Annotated in this window: 15 protein-coding genes; 7 read left to right on the forward strand and 8 right to left on the reverse strand. The window is 60.6% G+C overall.

The window, feature by feature from the left end:
- Positions 1 to 2 precede the first annotated feature (2 nt).
- Complete coding sequence (locus FX984_RS13990) at positions 3 to 1322, reverse strand: ATP-binding protein (protein ID WP_027607607.1); 1320 nt, start codon at positions 1320 to 1322, stop codon at positions 3 to 5.
- Complete coding sequence (locus FX984_RS13995; RefSeq protein ID WP_092359276.1) at positions 1319 to 2029, reverse strand: response regulator; 711 nt, start codon at positions 2027 to 2029, stop codon at positions 1319 to 1321. Before FX984_RS13995 ends, FX984_RS13990 begins: the two co-directional genes overlap by 4 nt.
- 164 nt (positions 2030 to 2193) lie before the next feature.
- Here FX984_RS13995 and FX984_RS14000 point away from each other — a divergent pair, with 164 nt between their 5' ends.
- From FX984_RS14000 to FX984_RS14025, 5 genes are all read left to right on the forward strand, one after another.
- The gene (locus FX984_RS14000; RefSeq protein WP_092359278.1) at positions 2194 to 2982 is read left to right on the forward strand and encodes an MlaA family lipoprotein; all 789 of its coding nucleotides are present in this window, start codon (positions 2194 to 2196) and stop codon (positions 2980 to 2982) included.
- Positions 2983 to 3436: 454 nt separating this feature from the next.
- On the forward strand, positions 3437 to 5335 hold the full coding sequence (locus FX984_RS14010) for an alkaline phosphatase D family protein (RefSeq protein ID WP_027607611.1): 1899 nt from the start codon (positions 3437 to 3439) through the stop codon (positions 5333 to 5335).
- 136 nt (positions 5336 to 5471) lie between these two features.
- The gene (locus FX984_RS14015) at positions 5472 to 6473 is read left to right on the forward strand and encodes a diguanylate cyclase domain-containing protein (protein WP_027607612.1); all 1002 of its coding nucleotides are present in this window, start codon (positions 5472 to 5474) and stop codon (positions 6471 to 6473) included.
- 148 nt (positions 6474 to 6621) lie between these two features.
- Positions 6622 to 7872 carry a 2-aminoadipate transaminase gene (locus tag FX984_RS14020; RefSeq protein ID WP_092359282.1) on the forward strand — a complete coding sequence of 417 codons (1251 nt, stop codon included), beginning with the start codon at positions 6622 to 6624 and terminating at the stop codon, positions 7870 to 7872.
- A gap of 101 nt (positions 7873 to 7973) precedes the next feature.
- Positions 7974 to 8690, forward strand: coding sequence for a hypothetical protein (locus tag FX984_RS14025; protein WP_092359284.1), 717 nt, complete (start codon positions 7974 to 7976; stop codon positions 8688 to 8690).
- A gap of 49 nt (positions 8691 to 8739) precedes the next feature.
- Here FX984_RS14025 and ptaA read toward each other — a convergent pair whose 3' ends face one another.
- Entirely contained in the window at positions 8740 to 9822 is a 1083-nt protein-coding gene (ptaA, locus tag FX984_RS14030; RefSeq protein ID WP_146478295.1) for a pyoverdine biosynthesis transaminase PtaA, read from the reverse strand.
- Between the two features lie 146 nt (positions 9823 to 9968).
- Positions 9969 to 11324 carry a serine hydroxymethyltransferase gene (locus FX984_RS14035; protein ID WP_027607616.1) on the reverse strand — a complete coding sequence of 452 codons (1356 nt, stop codon included), beginning with the start codon at positions 11322 to 11324 and terminating at the stop codon, positions 9969 to 9971.
- A 304-nt stretch (positions 11325 to 11628) separates the two neighbouring features.
- Between FX984_RS14035 and FX984_RS14040 the strand changes: the two genes are divergently transcribed.
- Both FX984_RS14040 and FX984_RS14045 read left to right on the forward strand, forming a co-directional pair.
- Complete coding sequence (locus tag FX984_RS14040) at positions 11629 to 12234, forward strand: helix-turn-helix transcriptional regulator (protein WP_027607617.1); 606 nt, start codon at positions 11629 to 11631, stop codon at positions 12232 to 12234.
- Positions 12221 to 13099, forward strand: a complete 879-nt coding sequence (locus tag FX984_RS14045; RefSeq protein ID WP_027607618.1) for a queuosine precursor transporter — start codon at positions 12221 to 12223, stop codon at positions 13097 to 13099. The genes FX984_RS14040 and FX984_RS14045 overlap by 14 nt, the downstream gene beginning before the upstream one ends.
- A gap of 51 nt (positions 13100 to 13150) precedes the next feature.
- On the opposite strand, the gene queC is transcribed toward FX984_RS14045, so the two are convergent.
- From queC to FX984_RS14065, 4 genes are all read right to left on the reverse strand, one after another.
- Entirely contained in the window at positions 13151 to 13849 is a 699-nt protein-coding gene (gene queC, locus FX984_RS14050) for a 7-cyano-7-deazaguanine synthase QueC (RefSeq protein WP_027607619.1), read from the reverse strand.
- 104 nt (positions 13850 to 13953) lie between these two features.
- Positions 13954 to 14841 carry a heme o synthase gene (gene cyoE, locus FX984_RS14055; RefSeq protein WP_027607620.1) on the reverse strand — a complete coding sequence of 296 codons (888 nt, stop codon included), beginning with the start codon at positions 14839 to 14841 and terminating at the stop codon, positions 13954 to 13956.
- Between the two features lie 11 nt (positions 14842 to 14852).
- Positions 14853 to 15194 (reverse strand): cytochrome o ubiquinol oxidase subunit IV, encoded by a 342-nt coding sequence (cyoD, locus tag FX984_RS14060; RefSeq protein ID WP_010206434.1) that lies wholly within the window; start codon positions 15192 to 15194, stop codon positions 14853 to 14855.
- Positions 15194 to 15820: a cytochrome o ubiquinol oxidase subunit III gene (locus tag FX984_RS14065; RefSeq protein WP_010206435.1), complete on the reverse strand. Its 627-nt coding sequence runs from the start codon at positions 15818 to 15820 to the stop codon at positions 15194 to 15196. Before FX984_RS14065 ends, cyoD begins: the two co-directional genes overlap by 1 nt.
- Between the last annotated feature and the right edge of the window lie 2 nt (positions 15821 to 15822).

Consider the following 15822-nt stretch of genomic DNA (forward strand, 5'->3'; position numbering starts at 1 on the left):
GGTTACACCGGCAACACCACCACCGCCTCCAACCCACCACCCTGGCGCTCCGACAGGGTGAGTGTGCCGCCGTGTTCCAGCACAATCGCCCTGGCGGTAGACAGCCCAAGTCCGACGCCGCCGGTGCTTTTGTTGCGTGAATTTTCGAGGCGGTAGAACGGCAGGAACACCTGTTCGCGATACTGCGCCGCAATCCCCGGGCCGCGATCCAGCACGCGGATCACCACTTCGGCCGGCCCTTGTTGCAGTTCGATTTCAGGCGCCCGGCCGTAGTGGATGGCATTGTCCATCAGGTTGGTCATCACCCGCTTGAGGCCCAAGGGCCGGCCAAAGTACACCAGGCGCGGCGGTCCGCTGAAAGCCAGTTCAATCGCCTGGTCGCGGTAGTCGTCGATCAGGGTTTGCAGCAGTTCCGCCAGGTCCAGCTGGGTGGCCTGCTCCAGGCGTGCGTCGTCGCGGAAGAACGCCAGGGCCGTGTTGATCATGGCCTGCATTTCATCGACATCATTGAACAGCCGGCGTTGCTGGTCGGCATCTTCGATGAATTCACCGCGCAGGCGCAGGCGGGTCAGGGGCGCACGCAGGTCGTGGGAGATGGCCGCGAGCATTTGCGTGCGATCCTGGATAAAGTGCCGCAACTGCGCCTGCATGCCGTTGAACGCGAGGATCGCCTGGCGGATTTCGTGGGGCCCGACCGGCTCGATGGGCGGCGCGCGGAAGTCGGCGCCAAAGCGCCGCGCGCCCTGGGCGAAGTGTTGCAGGGGGCGAGCCAGGCGACGGGTCGCGACCAGGGTGACCAGCGCAGTCGAGATCAGCACCAGCAGCACTACGATCACGCTGCGCACGCCCTCGTCCAGCCCCCAACTGCGGGCACGGGCGCTGAACATCAGCCAGGACTGATCGGCCAGTTGCATCAGGAGCACATACTGCCCGTTGCCACCTGGCCAGTCGGACGGTTCGTAGGCTTCCATGGGCCGGGTCGGTCCCTGAAGCAGGTGCTTGAACGCTTGCTCCCCCGAATCAAAGTCCGGGTCGTTCAGCACGGGCAAATCAAAGGCCGCGCGCTGCGCTACCCACGTCACGCTGAAGGACTCATCGCCCATCACCTGAGCCAGGTGTGCTCGCTGGGCAGGCTGCGACGCCTCGACCGCGCGCACCACCACGGCGATCTTTTCCAGCAAGCCGATTTCGGTCAACGGTGGTCGTGCCCACACGCCCGCCAATTGTACGAACAGGGCGTTAAGCGCCAGCGCGGTAAACATCGCAACCAGGATGGTCAGGGCAATCCAGCGCGCTACGGTGTCACGCGGGCGGCGGCTCATGAACGGCTCACACTGGCGGTGAACTGGTAACCGCCGTTGCGCACGGTGCGGATCATGGCCGGACGCTTGGTATCGAACTCCAGCTTGCGGCGCAGGCGGCTGACCTGCACGTCGATGCTGCGGTCGAACGCGTCATGGCTATGGCCCCGCGCCAGGTTCAGCAGTTGTTCGCGGGTCAGCACGCGCTGGGGGTGTTCGACGAAGACCAGCAGCAGGTCGAATTCGCCGGATGACAGCGGGATCATCACCTCGTCGGGGGAGCGCAGTTCACGGCGCGTAACGTCCAGTTGCCAGCCCGCAAAGCGAATCAAGGGACGGGCAGACCCGCCCAACACTGGCCGCCCCTCGCCTGCCCGACGCAATACCGCACGCACCCGCGCCAGCAGTTCACGGGCGTCGAAGGGTTTGCTCAGGTAATCGTCGGCGCCCATTTCCAGGCCTACCACGCGGTCGCTGAGTTCGCCCATGGCGGTGAGCATGATCACCGGTGTTGCGTACTGCTGGCGCAGGCGCTGGCACAGCAACAGGCCGTTCTCCCCCGGCAGCATCAGGTCAAGAATGATCAGGTCGGCAGGATGACGCTCCATGGCGGCCCACAGCTCGGTGCCACCGGCGACGGTCTCGACCGCATAGCCATGTTGCATAAAAAATTTCTTCAGCAGCGCGAGGACTTCAAGGTCATCGTCCACGATCAAAAGGTTGCTCACAGGCGGGCATCACTGGGTGTTGTCGATGCGCCATCTAAAACCATTCGACGCAGCCCGTCATATATTTCAATCGTGCAATAAAGCGTCAGCGCCGCAATAAACCAGACATCTTTGCGCAAGGGACGGCTGCCAGCATCGGCCTCCCTTTTGCGGAGACCGTGCTTATGCGCTCGCTGACCTATCCCCGGCACCTGGCTCGCCAGGTCGTGCTGTTGTTGACCGTGTCTTACCTCACGGGCTGCGCCAGCCCGGCCCCCTCGGGCACCACCACCCGCTGCGCACAGGTGAATTACCCGGTGTACGACCCGGCCGAACCGCTCAATCGCGGGGTGTTTGCCTTCAACCGGACGGTGGATAACTACGCCCTGGCGCCGGTAGCACGTGGCTACCGCTACCTGCCGGATTTTTTCCAGCAGGGTGTGCATAACTTTGCGAGCAACTTCAGCGAGCCGAAGGTGTTTATCAATGACCTGTTGCAAGGCAACCCAAGGCGCTCGGTCAATACCCTTGGCCGTTTTGCGCTGAATACCACAGTGGGCGTGGTGGGGCTGATCGATGTATCAGACCGCGTGGGCATCCCGCGCCATAGCGCCGACTTCGGCCAGACATTCGGCGTGTGGGGCATCGGCAACGGGCCGATTGTCGAACTGCCACTGCTGGGCACCGGCAACAGCCGCGATGCGGCAGGCAAGGTCTTGAGTTTCCTGGTCTCGCCGTTGGGAGACAGTGACACCGTGCAGACCCTGGGCACCCTCAGCCTGGTAGGTGGCACCGTGGATACCCGGGCATCACTGTTGCCGCTCACCGACAGCCTGCAAAAATTGCCGGACTATTACAGCGCAATACGTAATGTCGTGGCACAAAACCGTGCGGCCTTTGTGCTGGATGGCAAGGACGGCGCGACCACTCCCGCGACCGGGGGTTGCGCGGACGGCGCCGCTGATGACTTCTGAGCCGAGTAGCCAAAGGTCGTCATATCTTGCAGCAGGACGTTTATAGCTCGCCAGCGCCCTGCTCTATAAGTTTGGCGGCACTTCGCTCCAAGGGGTGAAGTAACACTCGACTAATAGATAAAAGGACACTGCCATGCTCAGCTCTATCAACGCCACACCGCTCCCCCCTCCTCCCCCCACTACGCCGCAGGACGACACAGCCCTGCAACGCAAGAAACGCAGCATTGAAGACCCTCAGCCGCAACTGGAGCCTCAGGAGGCTGACGGTTCATCGCGCAACCGCCCCAGAAGTGGCGGCCTGGATAGCCTGGGCAAGGGGAACTTGCTCTGAACCGCAGGAAGAAGGGCAGCGTATTGCCCTTCTTCTTTTTTACAGACCGCTCCGCTTTAACAAAACACTGACATCCGTTGCGCTAACCTTGCCGGTTCAACCCTGGCCGGAGCCTGTTACCGCATGCCACATCCCGACACCTTGCCCGCCGTACTCGCCGGCCCTCTGCTGCGGCGCCTGGAACCCCGGCGCCTGGTGCTGTGGCTGGTGGGGAGCCGGGCATTGCCCCTGAGCCTGAAACTGCACTGTGCCGACCAGTGCCTGGACATGCCGCTGGGCCAGGACCGGTGCCAGGTCGTGCCGGTGGGGCGCCAGGCGTACATCCATCTGATTGATGTACGGTTGGACGAGGCGCTGCCCCAGGACATAGTCATCCACTATGACCTGCTGGTCGACGACGCCGGCATTGCCGAATGGGCATCGCACCTGCTGTACGCCGACACACACTGCCCAAGTTTCGTACTGCACAGCCACATCCATCAACTGGTACACGGCTCCTGCCGCAAACCTCACCACAGCGCCGACGAAGGCCTGCTCTGCGTCGATCGGCTGCTGGCGGATGCGCCTACCCCGGCCGACCGCCCAGCCTTGCTGATGATGAGTGGCGACCAGGTGTACGCCGACGATGTGGCCGGGCCGATGTTGCGGGCGATCCATGGGCTGATTGCGCGCCTGGGCCTGTTCGATGAGTACCTGGAAGGCGCGGTGGTAGACGACAGCGCCAGCCTCTACGGGCATCACGCCAGCTACTACCACCGCGCTGACCTGCTACCCGCGCTGGACAGCAATGAGACCCTGCGCGAACGTTTCTTTGGCGGCGTGAAAAAGCCGATTTTCACCAGCAGCACCGCCGACAATCACCTGGTGACGTTCGCCGAAGTCATGGCGATGTACCTGCTGGTGTGGTCGCCCACCCCCTGGTCCCTGATCACCGTACAGCCACCGCAACTGAACGCCGATGAAGCTGCACGCTATGCCCGCGAACAGGTGCAGGTGGATAAATTTCGCGACGGCTTGCCGGGCGTGGCGCGGGTATTCGCCCATCTGCCCACCTTGATGATCTTTGACGATCACGACATCACCGACGACTGGAACCTCAGCGCGCAATGGGAAGAAACCGCCTACGGCCATCCGTTCTCCAGACGCATCATCGGTAACGCCCTGCTGGCGTACCTGCTGTGCCAGGGCTGGGGCAATAACCCGGACGCCTTTGATGAGCTGGTGGGCCACACCCAGGCACTGGCCACCCAGGCGCAGGACAATCACTTGGACGCCCAGGCACAGGATGATTTGCTCGCGGCGCTGCTGAAGTTCCAGCAGTGGCACTACGTACTGCCCACCACCCCGGCCCTGGTGGTGCTCGACACCCGCACCCGGCGCTGGCGCAGCGAATTCACCCTCAAGCAACCGTCCGGCCTGCTGGACTGGGAAGCCTTGAGCGAACTGCAACAGGAACTGCTCGACCATCCCTCGGCCATCATCGTCTCCCCCGCGCCGATCTTCGGCGTCAAGCTGATCGAGACCGTGCAGAAAATCTTCAGCTGGTGCGGCCACCCGTTGCTGGTGGACGCAGAAAACTGGATGGCCCATCGCGGTGCGGCCCAGGTGATCCTCAACATCTTTCGCCACTCGCGCACACCGGGTAACTACGTGATCCTCTCGGGGGATGTGCACTACTCGTTCGTCTATGAAGTGCTGATCCGCCATCGCAACGCCGGCCCCAGAATCTGGCAGATCACCAGCAGCGGCATCAAGAACGAATTCCCGCCGCGCTTGCTGGAATGGTTCGACCGCCTCAACCGCTGGCTGTACTCGCCGCGCTCGCCTCTCAACTGGTTCACTCGCCGCCGCACCATGCAGGTGGTGCCGCACATCCCGGAGCATGCCGAGGCCGGTGAACGGTTATGGAATTCGGCAGGCATCGGCCAAGTGTTTTTCAACGAGCGGGGGCAACCTGACACGATCTACCAGCACAACGCCGATGGGAAGGCGCGTACGAGGATGATCGCGCCGAAGCAATAGCCCATGGCCACCCTCCTGTAGCCGTCCATCCGCCCTATTCAAAGCGCACAAGCTCCGTTGTACAGTAGCTCCAGCCACGGAGTATCGGCATCAATATGACTGGCCTTGGACGCCAGCCCATGCAAGGAGCGCACAGATGGACGATACCTCCGACAACGGTAATTTCTCCCACCTCAATGCCGACATGCTGCATACCGTGCTGGAGCTGGTCAGCGACGGGATCTGGGACTGGAACGCCAATACCGGGTTCGTCTACCGCAACCCAGGCTGGTACGAAATGCTGGGCTACCCCCGCCACTCCCTGGAAAACAGCGTGTTCACCTGGGAGACCGTCATCCACCCGGAAGACTACCCCCACGTGATGACGCTGTTCGATGACTACATCCACCGTCGCGCTCCCCATTATCAAATCGAATACCGTTGCCGCAAAAAAGATGGCAGCTACCTGTGGATTGAAGACCGGGGCTACGTGATTGCCCGTAACCCCGATGGCTCGGTGGCGCGGATGGTCGGCGCCCATCGCGATATTCATATACGCAAGTGCTCCGTCGAACAGCTGGAGCGGCGCAACCAATCCCTTGAGGCGCTGGTGGCCGAGCGCACGCGCGAATTGTCACGGGTCAACCAGCAGTTGCAATTGCAGCTGGACGAAAACCGCTCCCTGGCCGAACGGGATGCCCTGACCCTCGTCGCCAACCGCTATCGCCTGGAAAAAGTCCTGCTGGAAGAGTGCGACCGCGCCCAGCGTTTTCGCCTGCCGCTGGCATTGATCGCGATGGATATCGATGATTTCAAGCCGATCAATGACCAGCATGGTCACGGCGTGGGCGACCAAACCCTTTTGCAGGTAGTGGAATGCCTGGAAAGCTGCCTGCGCCCAGGCGACCTGCTCGCGCGCTGGGGTGGCGATGAGTTCATCGCGGTCCTGCCCAAAAGCGCACTGGAAACCGCCAGGGAGCTGGCCGAGAAAATCTGCCAAAAGATGCGCAAGATCCCGATGCGCGGCGGCCTCCACGTTACCCTGAGCGTGGGCGTGGCCGAGCGCCGTATGGATGAATCCCCCAGCGCGCTTATGGCGCGTGCCGATCAGGCGCTGTATCGCGCCAAGGCGGCGGGCAAGGATGGGGTGTCGGCGTAGCATCGACGGGGCTACGGCGTTGCCAAAAACGAGCTTTTGGCAACAGCTCTTCCGATTTGGAATGACCCGGCGACTTTATTTCGTTTGCGGCAGGGCCTGGCCCACGGCTTAGATAAAAGCACGCCCGCCACTGCCGAGTTCGAGATTCATGAGCCGCGAAACCATCAGCCAGTCGATTTCCATCGTTCATCCCATCAGCCTCAGCCATGGCAGCAACGCCGAGGTCTGGGACACCACGGGCAAACGCTATATCGATTTTGTCGGCGGGATCGGCGTGCTCAACCTTGGCCATTGCCACCCGGGCGTGGTGGCGGCGATTCGGGAACAGGCGACGAAGTTGACCCACTATGCGTTCAACGCGGCACCGCACACGCCCTACATCGAACTGATGGATCGCCTGACCGGGTTTATCCCGGTGGACTACCCCGTCAGCGGCATGCTCACCAACAGCGGTGCGGAAGCGGCAGAAAACGCCTTGAAGATCGTGCGCGGCGCCACCGGCCGCACGGCGGTGATCGCCTTTGACGGTGCTTTCCACGGCCGCACCCTGGCCACCCTCAACCTCAATGGCAAGGTGGCGCCCTACAAACAAAAGGTCGGCGTCCTGCCCGGCCCGGTGTATCACCTGCCCTACCCCAGCGCCGATAACGGCGTGAGCTGCGCTGAAGCGCTGAAAGCCATGGACCGCTTGTTCAGCGTGGAAATCGACGTCGCTGACGTCGCCTGTTTCATCATCGAGCCGGTGCAGGGCGAAGGCGGTTTCCTGGCGCTGGATATCGAGTTTGCCCACGCCCTGCGGCGCTTTTGCGATGAACACAATATCCTGTTGATTGCCGATGAGATCCAATCGGGCTTCGGGCGCACCGGCCGGCGTTTCGCCTTCTCACGCCTGGGCATCGAACCGGATCTGATCCTGCTGGGCAAAAGCATCGCCGGCGGCGTGCCGCTGGGTGCGGTGGTCGGGCGCAAGGCCTTGATGGATAACCTGCCCAAAGGCGGCCTCGGTGGTACTTACTCGGGTAACCCCATCGCTTGCGCGGCAGCATTGGCTACCCTCGATGCGATGACGGACGAACACTTGCAGGCCTGGGGCTCGCAACAGGAAGCAGCGATCGTCGGCCGCTATGCCGCCTGGCGTTCGCAGCACCTGTCGCCGTACCTGGGCCGCCTGACCGGCGTCGGTGCCATGCGCGGCATCGAACTGGCCAACGCCGACGGCACGCCCGCGCCCCGGCAACTGACCCAATTGCTGAGCCTGGCGCGAGACGCCGGGCTGTTGTTGATGCCCAGCGGCAAGTCGCGGCACATCGTGCGCTTGCTGGCACCGCTGACCATCGAGCCTGCGGTGCTGGAAGAAGGACTGGATATTCTCCAGGCGTGCCTGAAGCAGTTGGTTTGACGCCCTGCATTCGCCGGTCGGCAGCCTTGACCTGATCCCCCTCCCCGCTGAAAATGCGCGACGCTTTTTTGTCTTCCGTTTACTGAAGTAGTGAAATTTCAATGTCCGATTCTTACACCGAACACTCCGCCGAAGAATCCGTAGTCGCCTTGCACGCCAAGGCTGAATACGAAAACGCCATCAATCTTTCACAGCATGTGCCAGCCGCCAAGATCATCAGCGAGATGGTGCTGGACGCCTTTCACACCTCCAAGGAAAGCGACCAGATCCGCGAACTGCGCGTGGCCATCCGCCAGGCCCACGACGCCTTCGACGACGACAAGGCCTACGACCTGATGGGCCAGCTCAAGCAGCTCAAGGACGCCGAAGCCGCTGACAACCTCGCCCTTGAAGACCTGAGCGGCAAGTTCTCCATCAGCCGCATCCTGTCGAGCTTCAAGGATGATCCTGAGTTTCAGGAGCTGGTCTACGGGCTGGCCCTCAAAGTGCTGAACCAGTCTCACCAGGCCATCAGCAACCCAAGCGCCGGCAAAGGCAAGGCCGCTCGCCCCAAGAAAGAAGCCGAAGTGTTTGTGATCAGCAAGGACGGCACCAGCGTCACCCTGCCGCTGCGCACGCCACGCTCGCGGTTGAACGTCGACCGTGAGGCGTTTGAGTTCCTGGGCTTCAGCTTTGTAGGCGAAGGCGACGAAGCCGAGCTGGAGGTTGAAAGCTTTGTGGATAACGCCGGCGTCGAGCAGCCGCTGAGCCGCAAGAGCGTGATTACTGCGCTGCAACAGCAGACGGCGTTTGAGGGCTACAGCATCGCGCAGCAGTGACATCCCTGAACTGAATGTGGGAGGAAGAAATCCTCCTCCCACATCGGCGCTAGACCGTCGCCGCAAACACCTCGCGAAACCGCTCCATCTCCCGCTTGTTCCCCACCGTCACGCGCACCCACTGTGGCCAGTTTTTCCACACCCGCCCGATCAACACGCCCTGTGCGGCAAGCTTGTCGATGACCTGCTCGGCCGGTTGCTTCACGTCGATCATGAAGCAGTTGGCCTGGGAGGCCGTGCAGGTGAAGCCACGGCCCTTGAGCCAGGTGATTGTTTCATCGCGCAGCTGGGCATTGAGTGCCTTGCGTTGTGGCAGCAGCTTTACGTCTTCCAGGCTGGCGAGGCCGCCGAGCAGGGAAGAACCCGCCGGGACATTGTCACCGCCGAATACCGCCAGCCGTTCCAGCAGCGCCGGGTGGCCGATCGCCAGGCCCAGGCGGGCGCCGGCCATGCCGTAGATTTTCGAGAAGGTGCGCAACACCAACAGGTCGTCATGGTCCTTGACCCAGCTCACCACGCTTGGGGTGTCGGCGAAGTCGATGTAGGCCTCGTCCACCACCAATACGCTGCCTTTGGGCTTGTTCGCCAACGCCTGGCGAATAGCCTCGGTAGAGGTGAGGGTGCCCGTCGGATTATTGGGATTGCAGACATAGAGCATCCCCGCCTGGGGATCGGCGGCGAGCATGGCGGGAACGTCGTGGGCGTGGTCGGCGTCAAGGTCCACTTCGCGCACCGGCGCCTTACGGGACTCGGCGGCCTGGCGCGGTACTTCGTAGGAAGGCGTGGCCATCACCAGGCCGCGGGTTTCGCTGGTGAACGCCAGCACCGCGTAGCGCAGCGCGGCCATGGAGCCGGCGAACACCGCCACCTGCTCTTCGGCAATCCCGTGCTGCTGGGCAAACAGGCCGGCCAAGGCGTACATATGTTTGTACGGATAACGGCCGGCTGTCGCGATGCCGCGCTGCATCGCTTCGCGGGCCGCCGTCGAAGGCCCGTAGGGGCTTTCGTTGTAGTTGAGCAGTACCTTGTCAGTCTTGGTCGGCGCAGGTGCGGCGAGCGCCCAATCCAGGCGCCCGAGCAAAGGCAGGGCGGCGCCAAGAGCGAGAAGGGATCGACGACTAACGCTGACCATGGTGACTACTCCTTGTAGACGGGTGAGGAATTCGCACAGCTCGTATAGAAGGGTATGACGAGACAAGGAACGAAGGATTTAACCGAGCCACCATGAAAAAGCCCCGTACAACGTGCGAAGACGGGGCTTTTTTCGAGCAGGGCGCTTCAGCGTTCCCAGTAGCCGGCGATGGGATATTTCGCACACAAGGCTTCGAGTTCTGTACGCAGTTGTTGCTGCAGAATCGGTTCGAGGCGGTACGCGTGCTCCCCCAGCGGGGTGACATTGTCCAATACCCGGCACACCAGATCGATGATGTGTCGACAGCCCTCGGCATCGACACCGCGTTGCGCCATGGAGCCCGTGCCGATACACAAGCCACTGGCAACGGCAGACGAACGCGTCTCACCCGGTATGCGGTTTTTATCCACCACGACACCGCAGCTTTCCAGCGCCGACTCGGCGATAGCGCCGGTAACGCCGCCGCGCAAGCGAATCAGCACGGTATGGTTTTCACTGCGCCCGCCGACCACTTCATAGTCATGGGCCTGAAACGCGCTGGCCACTTCATCGGCCAGGGCGCGAATCCGCCCCATGCACGCGTCGAACTCCGGTGTCATCGCGTAGCCCAGAGCAGCGGCTTTGGCGGCGATCATATTGACCGCCGGCGCGCCCTGCATGCGTGGGAACACGGCTTGATCAAGTACACGGCTGAAGGTCGCCCTCAAGCCGGGCACCTTGGTATGGGCATCGCGGCCGGACAGGATCAAGCCTCCGCGCGGCCCACCCAGCTGCTTGTGGGTACAGGTGGTGGTGACATGCGCGGCGTTGATCGGACTCGGGTGCCGCCCCGTCACGACCAGCCCGGCAATATGAGAAATGTCGGCGAGCAGGATCGCACCCGCTTCATCGGCTATGGCGCGAAACCGCTCGAAATCCACAACCCGCGAATAAGCCGATGCACCGCAGATGATGATGCGTGGGCGATGGGCAAGCGCCAGACTACGCACCTGCGCGTAATCGATCAGTCCGTCGGCGGTGGTGCCGTAGCGAATGGCCTTGTAGTAGGCACCGGTAAATACGGCGGGGCTGCCATGGGTAAGGTGCCCACCGTGATCGTGGGCCATGCCCAGCAGGGTATCCCCCGGTTCAAGCAGGGCGGACAGCACTTGGGCGTTGGCGTTGGAAGCCGAGTGCGACTGCACGCCGGCGTAGTGGGCATCGAACAATTCACGCGCCCTGCGGATAGCCAGGGACTCGACCAGATCGACATTCTCGCAGCCCGCCCGATGGCGTCGGCCAGGCGCGCCCTCGGCGGTGATGTTCACCAATGCAGACGCGGAGGCCACCAGGGTGCGGGGTTCGACCGCACAGGAGGACGCGACCAGTGACAGTGTGCGGTGCTGGCGCGCCACTTCCGCGTCCAGCAGCATCGCCAACTCCATGTCCTCGGCGTGCAGATCCGCCATGCCTCGGCGCAACAGGTCAGCCTGATCCTGCAGGTGTACGGTATTGACTGCCATGGGGAGTGTCCCTTCCTTGGTTGCTGCGTAGCGGTTCGTCCTGAACCGTGGCGCCCAATTAAACAGGAAATTAAACATTTTCCAAATTAAATGTTCGCTTTTGTCCCCCTTTGCCGAGTAACTGGCCATTTGCCTTTCCGCCTGACAGGGTCGAGCATCTTGGGCTTTATTGTTAAGCCACGCGCGTGCAACACTTGCGCCCGCCGCAAAGCCTGAACGCCCTGGATGGGTACTTCAGTGCTGAAACAGCCTGCGTGGCGTCTTCAAGGATCAACGGTTTTTACTAAAGGGAAGTGGTGAGCACGTGATGCACAGACGAGAAAAAGCCGAGCACTTGAAGAGCAACATCAAGTACTTGATCAAGAGCCGCGGCGAGACCCAACTGTCGTTGTGCAGCGCGGCCGGCCTGACCCGCACCACGATCTACAACATCCTCGAAGGCAAGGTCGTCAACGTTCAACAGTCGACCCTGCGCAAGATTTCCGATTTTTTCGGCGTGTCTTACGAAGAAATCGAGACCATCGATTTTGAAGCCAAGGAAATCATCGAGAGCAGTGTGTCGCCCCAGGGCAATATGAACCCGGCAGCCGTGCCTGTGCTCAAGCAAAGCCAGGTCATGCAGCACCTGGACAAGCGCATCGGCGAACTGGCCACCCTCTTCCCGCTCACGTACTACTTCGGCGCGTCCCATAACCTGATCGGCGTGCAGTTGGAGCATCCCATCGCGGGTGTGAACGAGCCAGGTGACCTGCTGATCATCCAGAAGGGCTCATCGAGCGATGCCAAGGAAAAGCTGGTGTTCGACAAGGTCACTCAGGCGCTGTTGATCAGCCGTGAGGCCTGCGCCAACTCAGAACGCCTGTGTGTACTGGGCGATATCATTGAGGAGCGCTTCAATGACCACGCATGAAAGCGAGATAGAAAACAGCAAGTACAAACTGCTTGGCTTCGAAAATGACAAGAGCCTGGCCGTGATCATGATCATCGCCACGGGCAAGATCATCCGGGTCAAGTTGAGCGAAGTCATCAACAGCGAAATCATGGACAACTTAAATAAAATGGAAGTTAAAAACCTGTACAAGAAGTTCTATTCCCAAGGCGGCTCGGTGACCGCGTACGACCTCAATGACCGTAATGAAAACTCATGGATGATCTACATCATCCTGAACCTGCTGCTCTTCACTTTTTATATTTTCACCAGCATCGCCGCGACCAAACCGATCTACATCGAGTCACTCGACATCATCGTCACACCCGGCACTTTCCTGTATCCGTTGACCTTTTTGATCGTGGACCTGCTCAACGAAAACTTCGGCCTGAGACTCGCCAGAAAGGCCATTCTGTTTGCCTTTGCCAGCAACGCGATGATCATCATCCTGCTCTACGGCTCGACCTTCCTGCCCGGCCTGCCAGGTTGGAAGCTCGACGGTCCTTACAACGATGTGATCGTCCAGGTATCGTCGGTATTGATCGCCTCTTCGGTGTCGTTCCTGGTGTCGGAAAATATCAACTCGTATTTACTGTGCAAGATCAAAGAGCTGACCAACTCCAAATACCTGTACCTGCGCATTTTCCTCAGTACGTTCTTTGCAGTGATTATCGACAGCTTCCTGTTCTGCTTCATCGCGTTCTACGGTGCCATGCAGACCAGCGACATCCTGAGCATGATCTATGTACAGATCGCGATCAAAGTCGGTTTTGCGTTCTTCAATATCCTGCCGGCCTACGGTGCGCGCTCGTTGTTCAAGCGCTACCTGACCGCCGCCACTGCCTGATGCGTAGCAGCTGTCGAGCCTTGTCGAGGCTCGACAGCTGCGTGTTGGAGGTCAGTTCAGCTGCAATTTCTGCTTAAGGCTCTGCATGACCGCTGCCTTGTTCTGCAGGTAGTCATTCAAGCCACGTGCACGCAGGTTGCACGCATCGCACTCGCCGCAGCCGGTGCCGATAATGCCGTTGTAGCAGGTCAGGGTCTGCTCGCGGACCAGGTCCAGTTGCTGGTGGTAATCCGCCAATGCCCAGGTCTCGGCCTTGTTCAGCCACATCAACGGGGTTTCCAGGCGTACGTCGTACTCCATGCCCAGCTTGAGCGCCTGGTTCAAGGCTTTGACGAACTCATCGCGGCAATCGGGGTAGCCGGAGAAGTCGGTTTCACACACGCCGGTGATGACCGTCTCGGCCTTGACCTGATACGCGTAGATGGCCGCCAGGGTTAAAAACAGAATATTGCGGCCCGGCACAAAGGTGCTCGGCAGGCTTTCGCCGGAGCTGTTCACGGTAGGCACCGGGATGTTGTCGCGGGTCAGGCTGCTGATCGCCAGTTCGTTGAGCAGCGACACGTCCATCACTTTGTGAACGGTGGCCCCCAGTTGCTTGGCCAACTGCCGGGCGACTTCGATTTCCGCCACATGGCGCTGACCGTAATCGAAGGTGATGCAGTGCACTTCGTCATACAGCGGCAGCGCCTGGATCAGGCAGGTGGTCGAATCCTGACCGCCACTGAACACCATAACGGCTTTTTTACTCATCACTTTGCTTCCTGCAGGGGTAGGGTTTGGTCGTAGTTTAAAGGTCACTCAATAAAAAACCCCGCGCTTCTTTCGAAGGCGGGGCCTTTTTATTACTCAGACACTCAGTGGGCGTAGGTCAGCAACAGCTCTTTCGGCACTTGGAAATCCAGGGACATCATCACGCTGAGCGCGGTGATGGTGAAAATCGAGAACACGAACAGCTTGCGCGCCCAGACGGTGTCGTCCACCGCCTTGTAGCCGGTCCAGGCCATGTACAACCAGTACATGCCCATGGCGGCGGCGACGGCAAGGTAGCTCATGCCGGCGTAGCCACTGAAGGTCAACATCAAGGTCGCCACGAGGAAGGCCAGGATGTAGAGCAGGATGTGCTTCTTGGCGACCTGGATGCCACGCTTGACCGGCAGGACCGGAATCGAAGCAGCCAGGTAGTCGTTGAAGCGGAAGATCGCGATGGCGTAGGAATGCGGCATCTGCCACAGGCTGAACATCACCAGCAGCACCAGCGCAGCCATGTCGAAGCTATTGGTCACAGCCACATAACCAATCACCGGCGGCATCGCCCCCGACAGACTGCCCACCAGCGTGCCGTGCACCGACTTGCGCTTGAGGTACAGGCTGTAGAGACCGACGTAGATGACAAAACCGATCACGGCAAACAACGCCGCCAGCGGGTTGGCCACCTGGTACAACAGGGCCACACCGGCAACACCCAGGACGGTCGCGAAGATCAGCGCCAGTTTCAGGGAAATCAGGCCCTGGACCAGCACGCGATTCTTGGTGCGCTCCATCTTGATGTCGATGTCACGGTCGATGCAGTTGTTGAACACACAGCCGGAAGCCACCACCAGGGACGTACCGATCATCGCAGCCAGGAAGATGGCCAGATCGACATGTCCCTTGGAGGCCAGGAAGAAACCGCCCGCCACAGAAAGCACGTTACCGAAAATGATCCCCGGTTTGGTGATTTGGATAAAGTGCTTAAGCGACATCGGGTCTTACCTCACTTCGCCATCATGAACGTATGGATGCTGAACATGATCCATATCGACAGGCCAACCAGCAGCAGGATTACTAAGCCTGCGAACACGAACGCAATCACGTTATCGCGCTGCTCTTTAGAGCGATCCAGGTGCAGGAAGTACACCAGGTGAACCAGAACCTGAATCACCGCGAACGCCAGTACGATCATCAAAGTGATCGACTTCGGCAGGGTCGGGTACATCACCAGACCGAACGGGATGAGCGTCAGGATTACCGACAGGATGAAGCCGATGGCGTACGACTTAACGCTGCCGTGGCTCGCATCATGGCTGTCATGGTCATGGGAGTGTGCATTAGCCATTACAGAGTCCCCATCAGGTAAACAACGGTGAAGACGCAGATCCAGACCACGTCCAGGAAGTGCCAGAACAGGCTCAGGCAGCTCAGGCGAGTCTTGTTGGTGTTGGTCAGGCCGTGTTTATTGACCTGATACATCATCACCGCCATCCACAGCAGGCCGGCCGTCACGTGCAGACCGTGGGTACCAACCAGCGTGAAGAACGCCGACAGGAAGCCGGAACGGTGCGGGCCGTAGCCTTCGGAGATCAGCAGGTGGAACTCGTTGATCTCCATGCCGATGAAGCCCAGGCCGAACAGGAAGGTCAGTGCCAACCAGCTCAGGACGCCTTTCTTGTTGCCCTTGTAGAAGGCCAACATGGCGAAGCCGTAGGTGATCGAACTGAACAACAGCAAGGCGGTTTCGCCGAGCACGTAAGGCAGTTCGAAGATGTCGTGGCCCGACGGGCCACCCGCAACGTTGTTTACCAGTACCGCGTACACCGCGAAGATCGACGCAAACAAGATGCAGTCGGTCATCAGGTAGAGCCAGAAACCGAAAACGGTCATCGGCCCCGAGTCGTGGTGATGGTCATCGTGCCCATGGTCATCGACATGGGCGTGTCCAGCATTGGTCACTAAGTTCGACATGG

The sequence above is a fragment of the Pseudomonas marginalis genome (genome assembly GCF_008692035.1).
In the GTDB taxonomy this organism is placed as follows: Bacteria; Pseudomonadota; Gammaproteobacteria; order Pseudomonadales; family Pseudomonadaceae; genus Aquipseudomonas; species Aquipseudomonas marginalis.

Excerpts from the sequence above, each read along its gene's own strand:
- FX984_RS13990 (WP_027607607.1), bottom strand. The coding sequence starts at position 1,322 with ATGAGCCGCCGCCCGCGTGACACCGTAGCGCGCTGGATTGCCCTGACC.
- FX984_RS14000 (WP_092359278.1), top strand. The coding sequence starts at position 2,194 with ATGCGCTCGCTGACCTATCCCCGGCACCTGGCTCGCCAGGTCGTGCTG.
- FX984_RS14010 (WP_027607611.1), top strand. The coding sequence starts at position 3,437 with ATGCCACATCCCGACACCTTGCCCGCCGTACTCGCCGGCCCTCTGCTG.
- FX984_RS14015 (WP_027607612.1), top strand. The coding sequence starts at position 5,472 with ATGGACGATACCTCCGACAACGGTAATTTCTCCCACCTCAATGCCGAC.
- FX984_RS14020 (WP_092359282.1), top strand. The coding sequence starts at position 6,622 with ATGAGCCGCGAAACCATCAGCCAGTCGATTTCCATCGTTCATCCCATC.
- FX984_RS14025 (WP_092359284.1), top strand. The coding sequence starts at position 7,974 with ATGTCCGATTCTTACACCGAACACTCCGCCGAAGAATCCGTAGTCGCC.
- ptaA (WP_146478295.1), bottom strand. The coding sequence starts at position 9,822 with ATGGTCAGCGTTAGTCGTCGATCCCTTCTCGCTCTTGGCGCCGCCCTG.
- FX984_RS14035 (WP_027607616.1), bottom strand. The coding sequence starts at position 11,324 with ATGGCAGTCAATACCGTACACCTGCAGGATCAGGCTGACCTGTTGCGC.
- FX984_RS14045 (WP_027607618.1), top strand. The coding sequence starts at position 12,221 with ATGACCACGCATGAAAGCGAGATAGAAAACAGCAAGTACAAACTGCTT.
- queC (WP_027607619.1), bottom strand. The coding sequence starts at position 13,849 with ATGAGTAAAAAAGCCGTTATGGTGTTCAGTGGCGGTCAGGATTCGACC.
- cyoE (WP_027607620.1), bottom strand. The coding sequence starts at position 14,841 with ATGTCGCTTAAGCACTTTATCCAAATCACCAAACCGGGGATCATTTTC.
- cyoD (WP_010206434.1), bottom strand. The coding sequence starts at position 15,194 with ATGGCTAATGCACACTCCCATGACCATGACAGCCATGATGCGAGCCAC.
- FX984_RS14065 (WP_010206435.1), bottom strand. The coding sequence starts at position 15,820 with ATGTCGAACTTAGTGACCAATGCTGGACACGCCCATGTCGATGACCAT.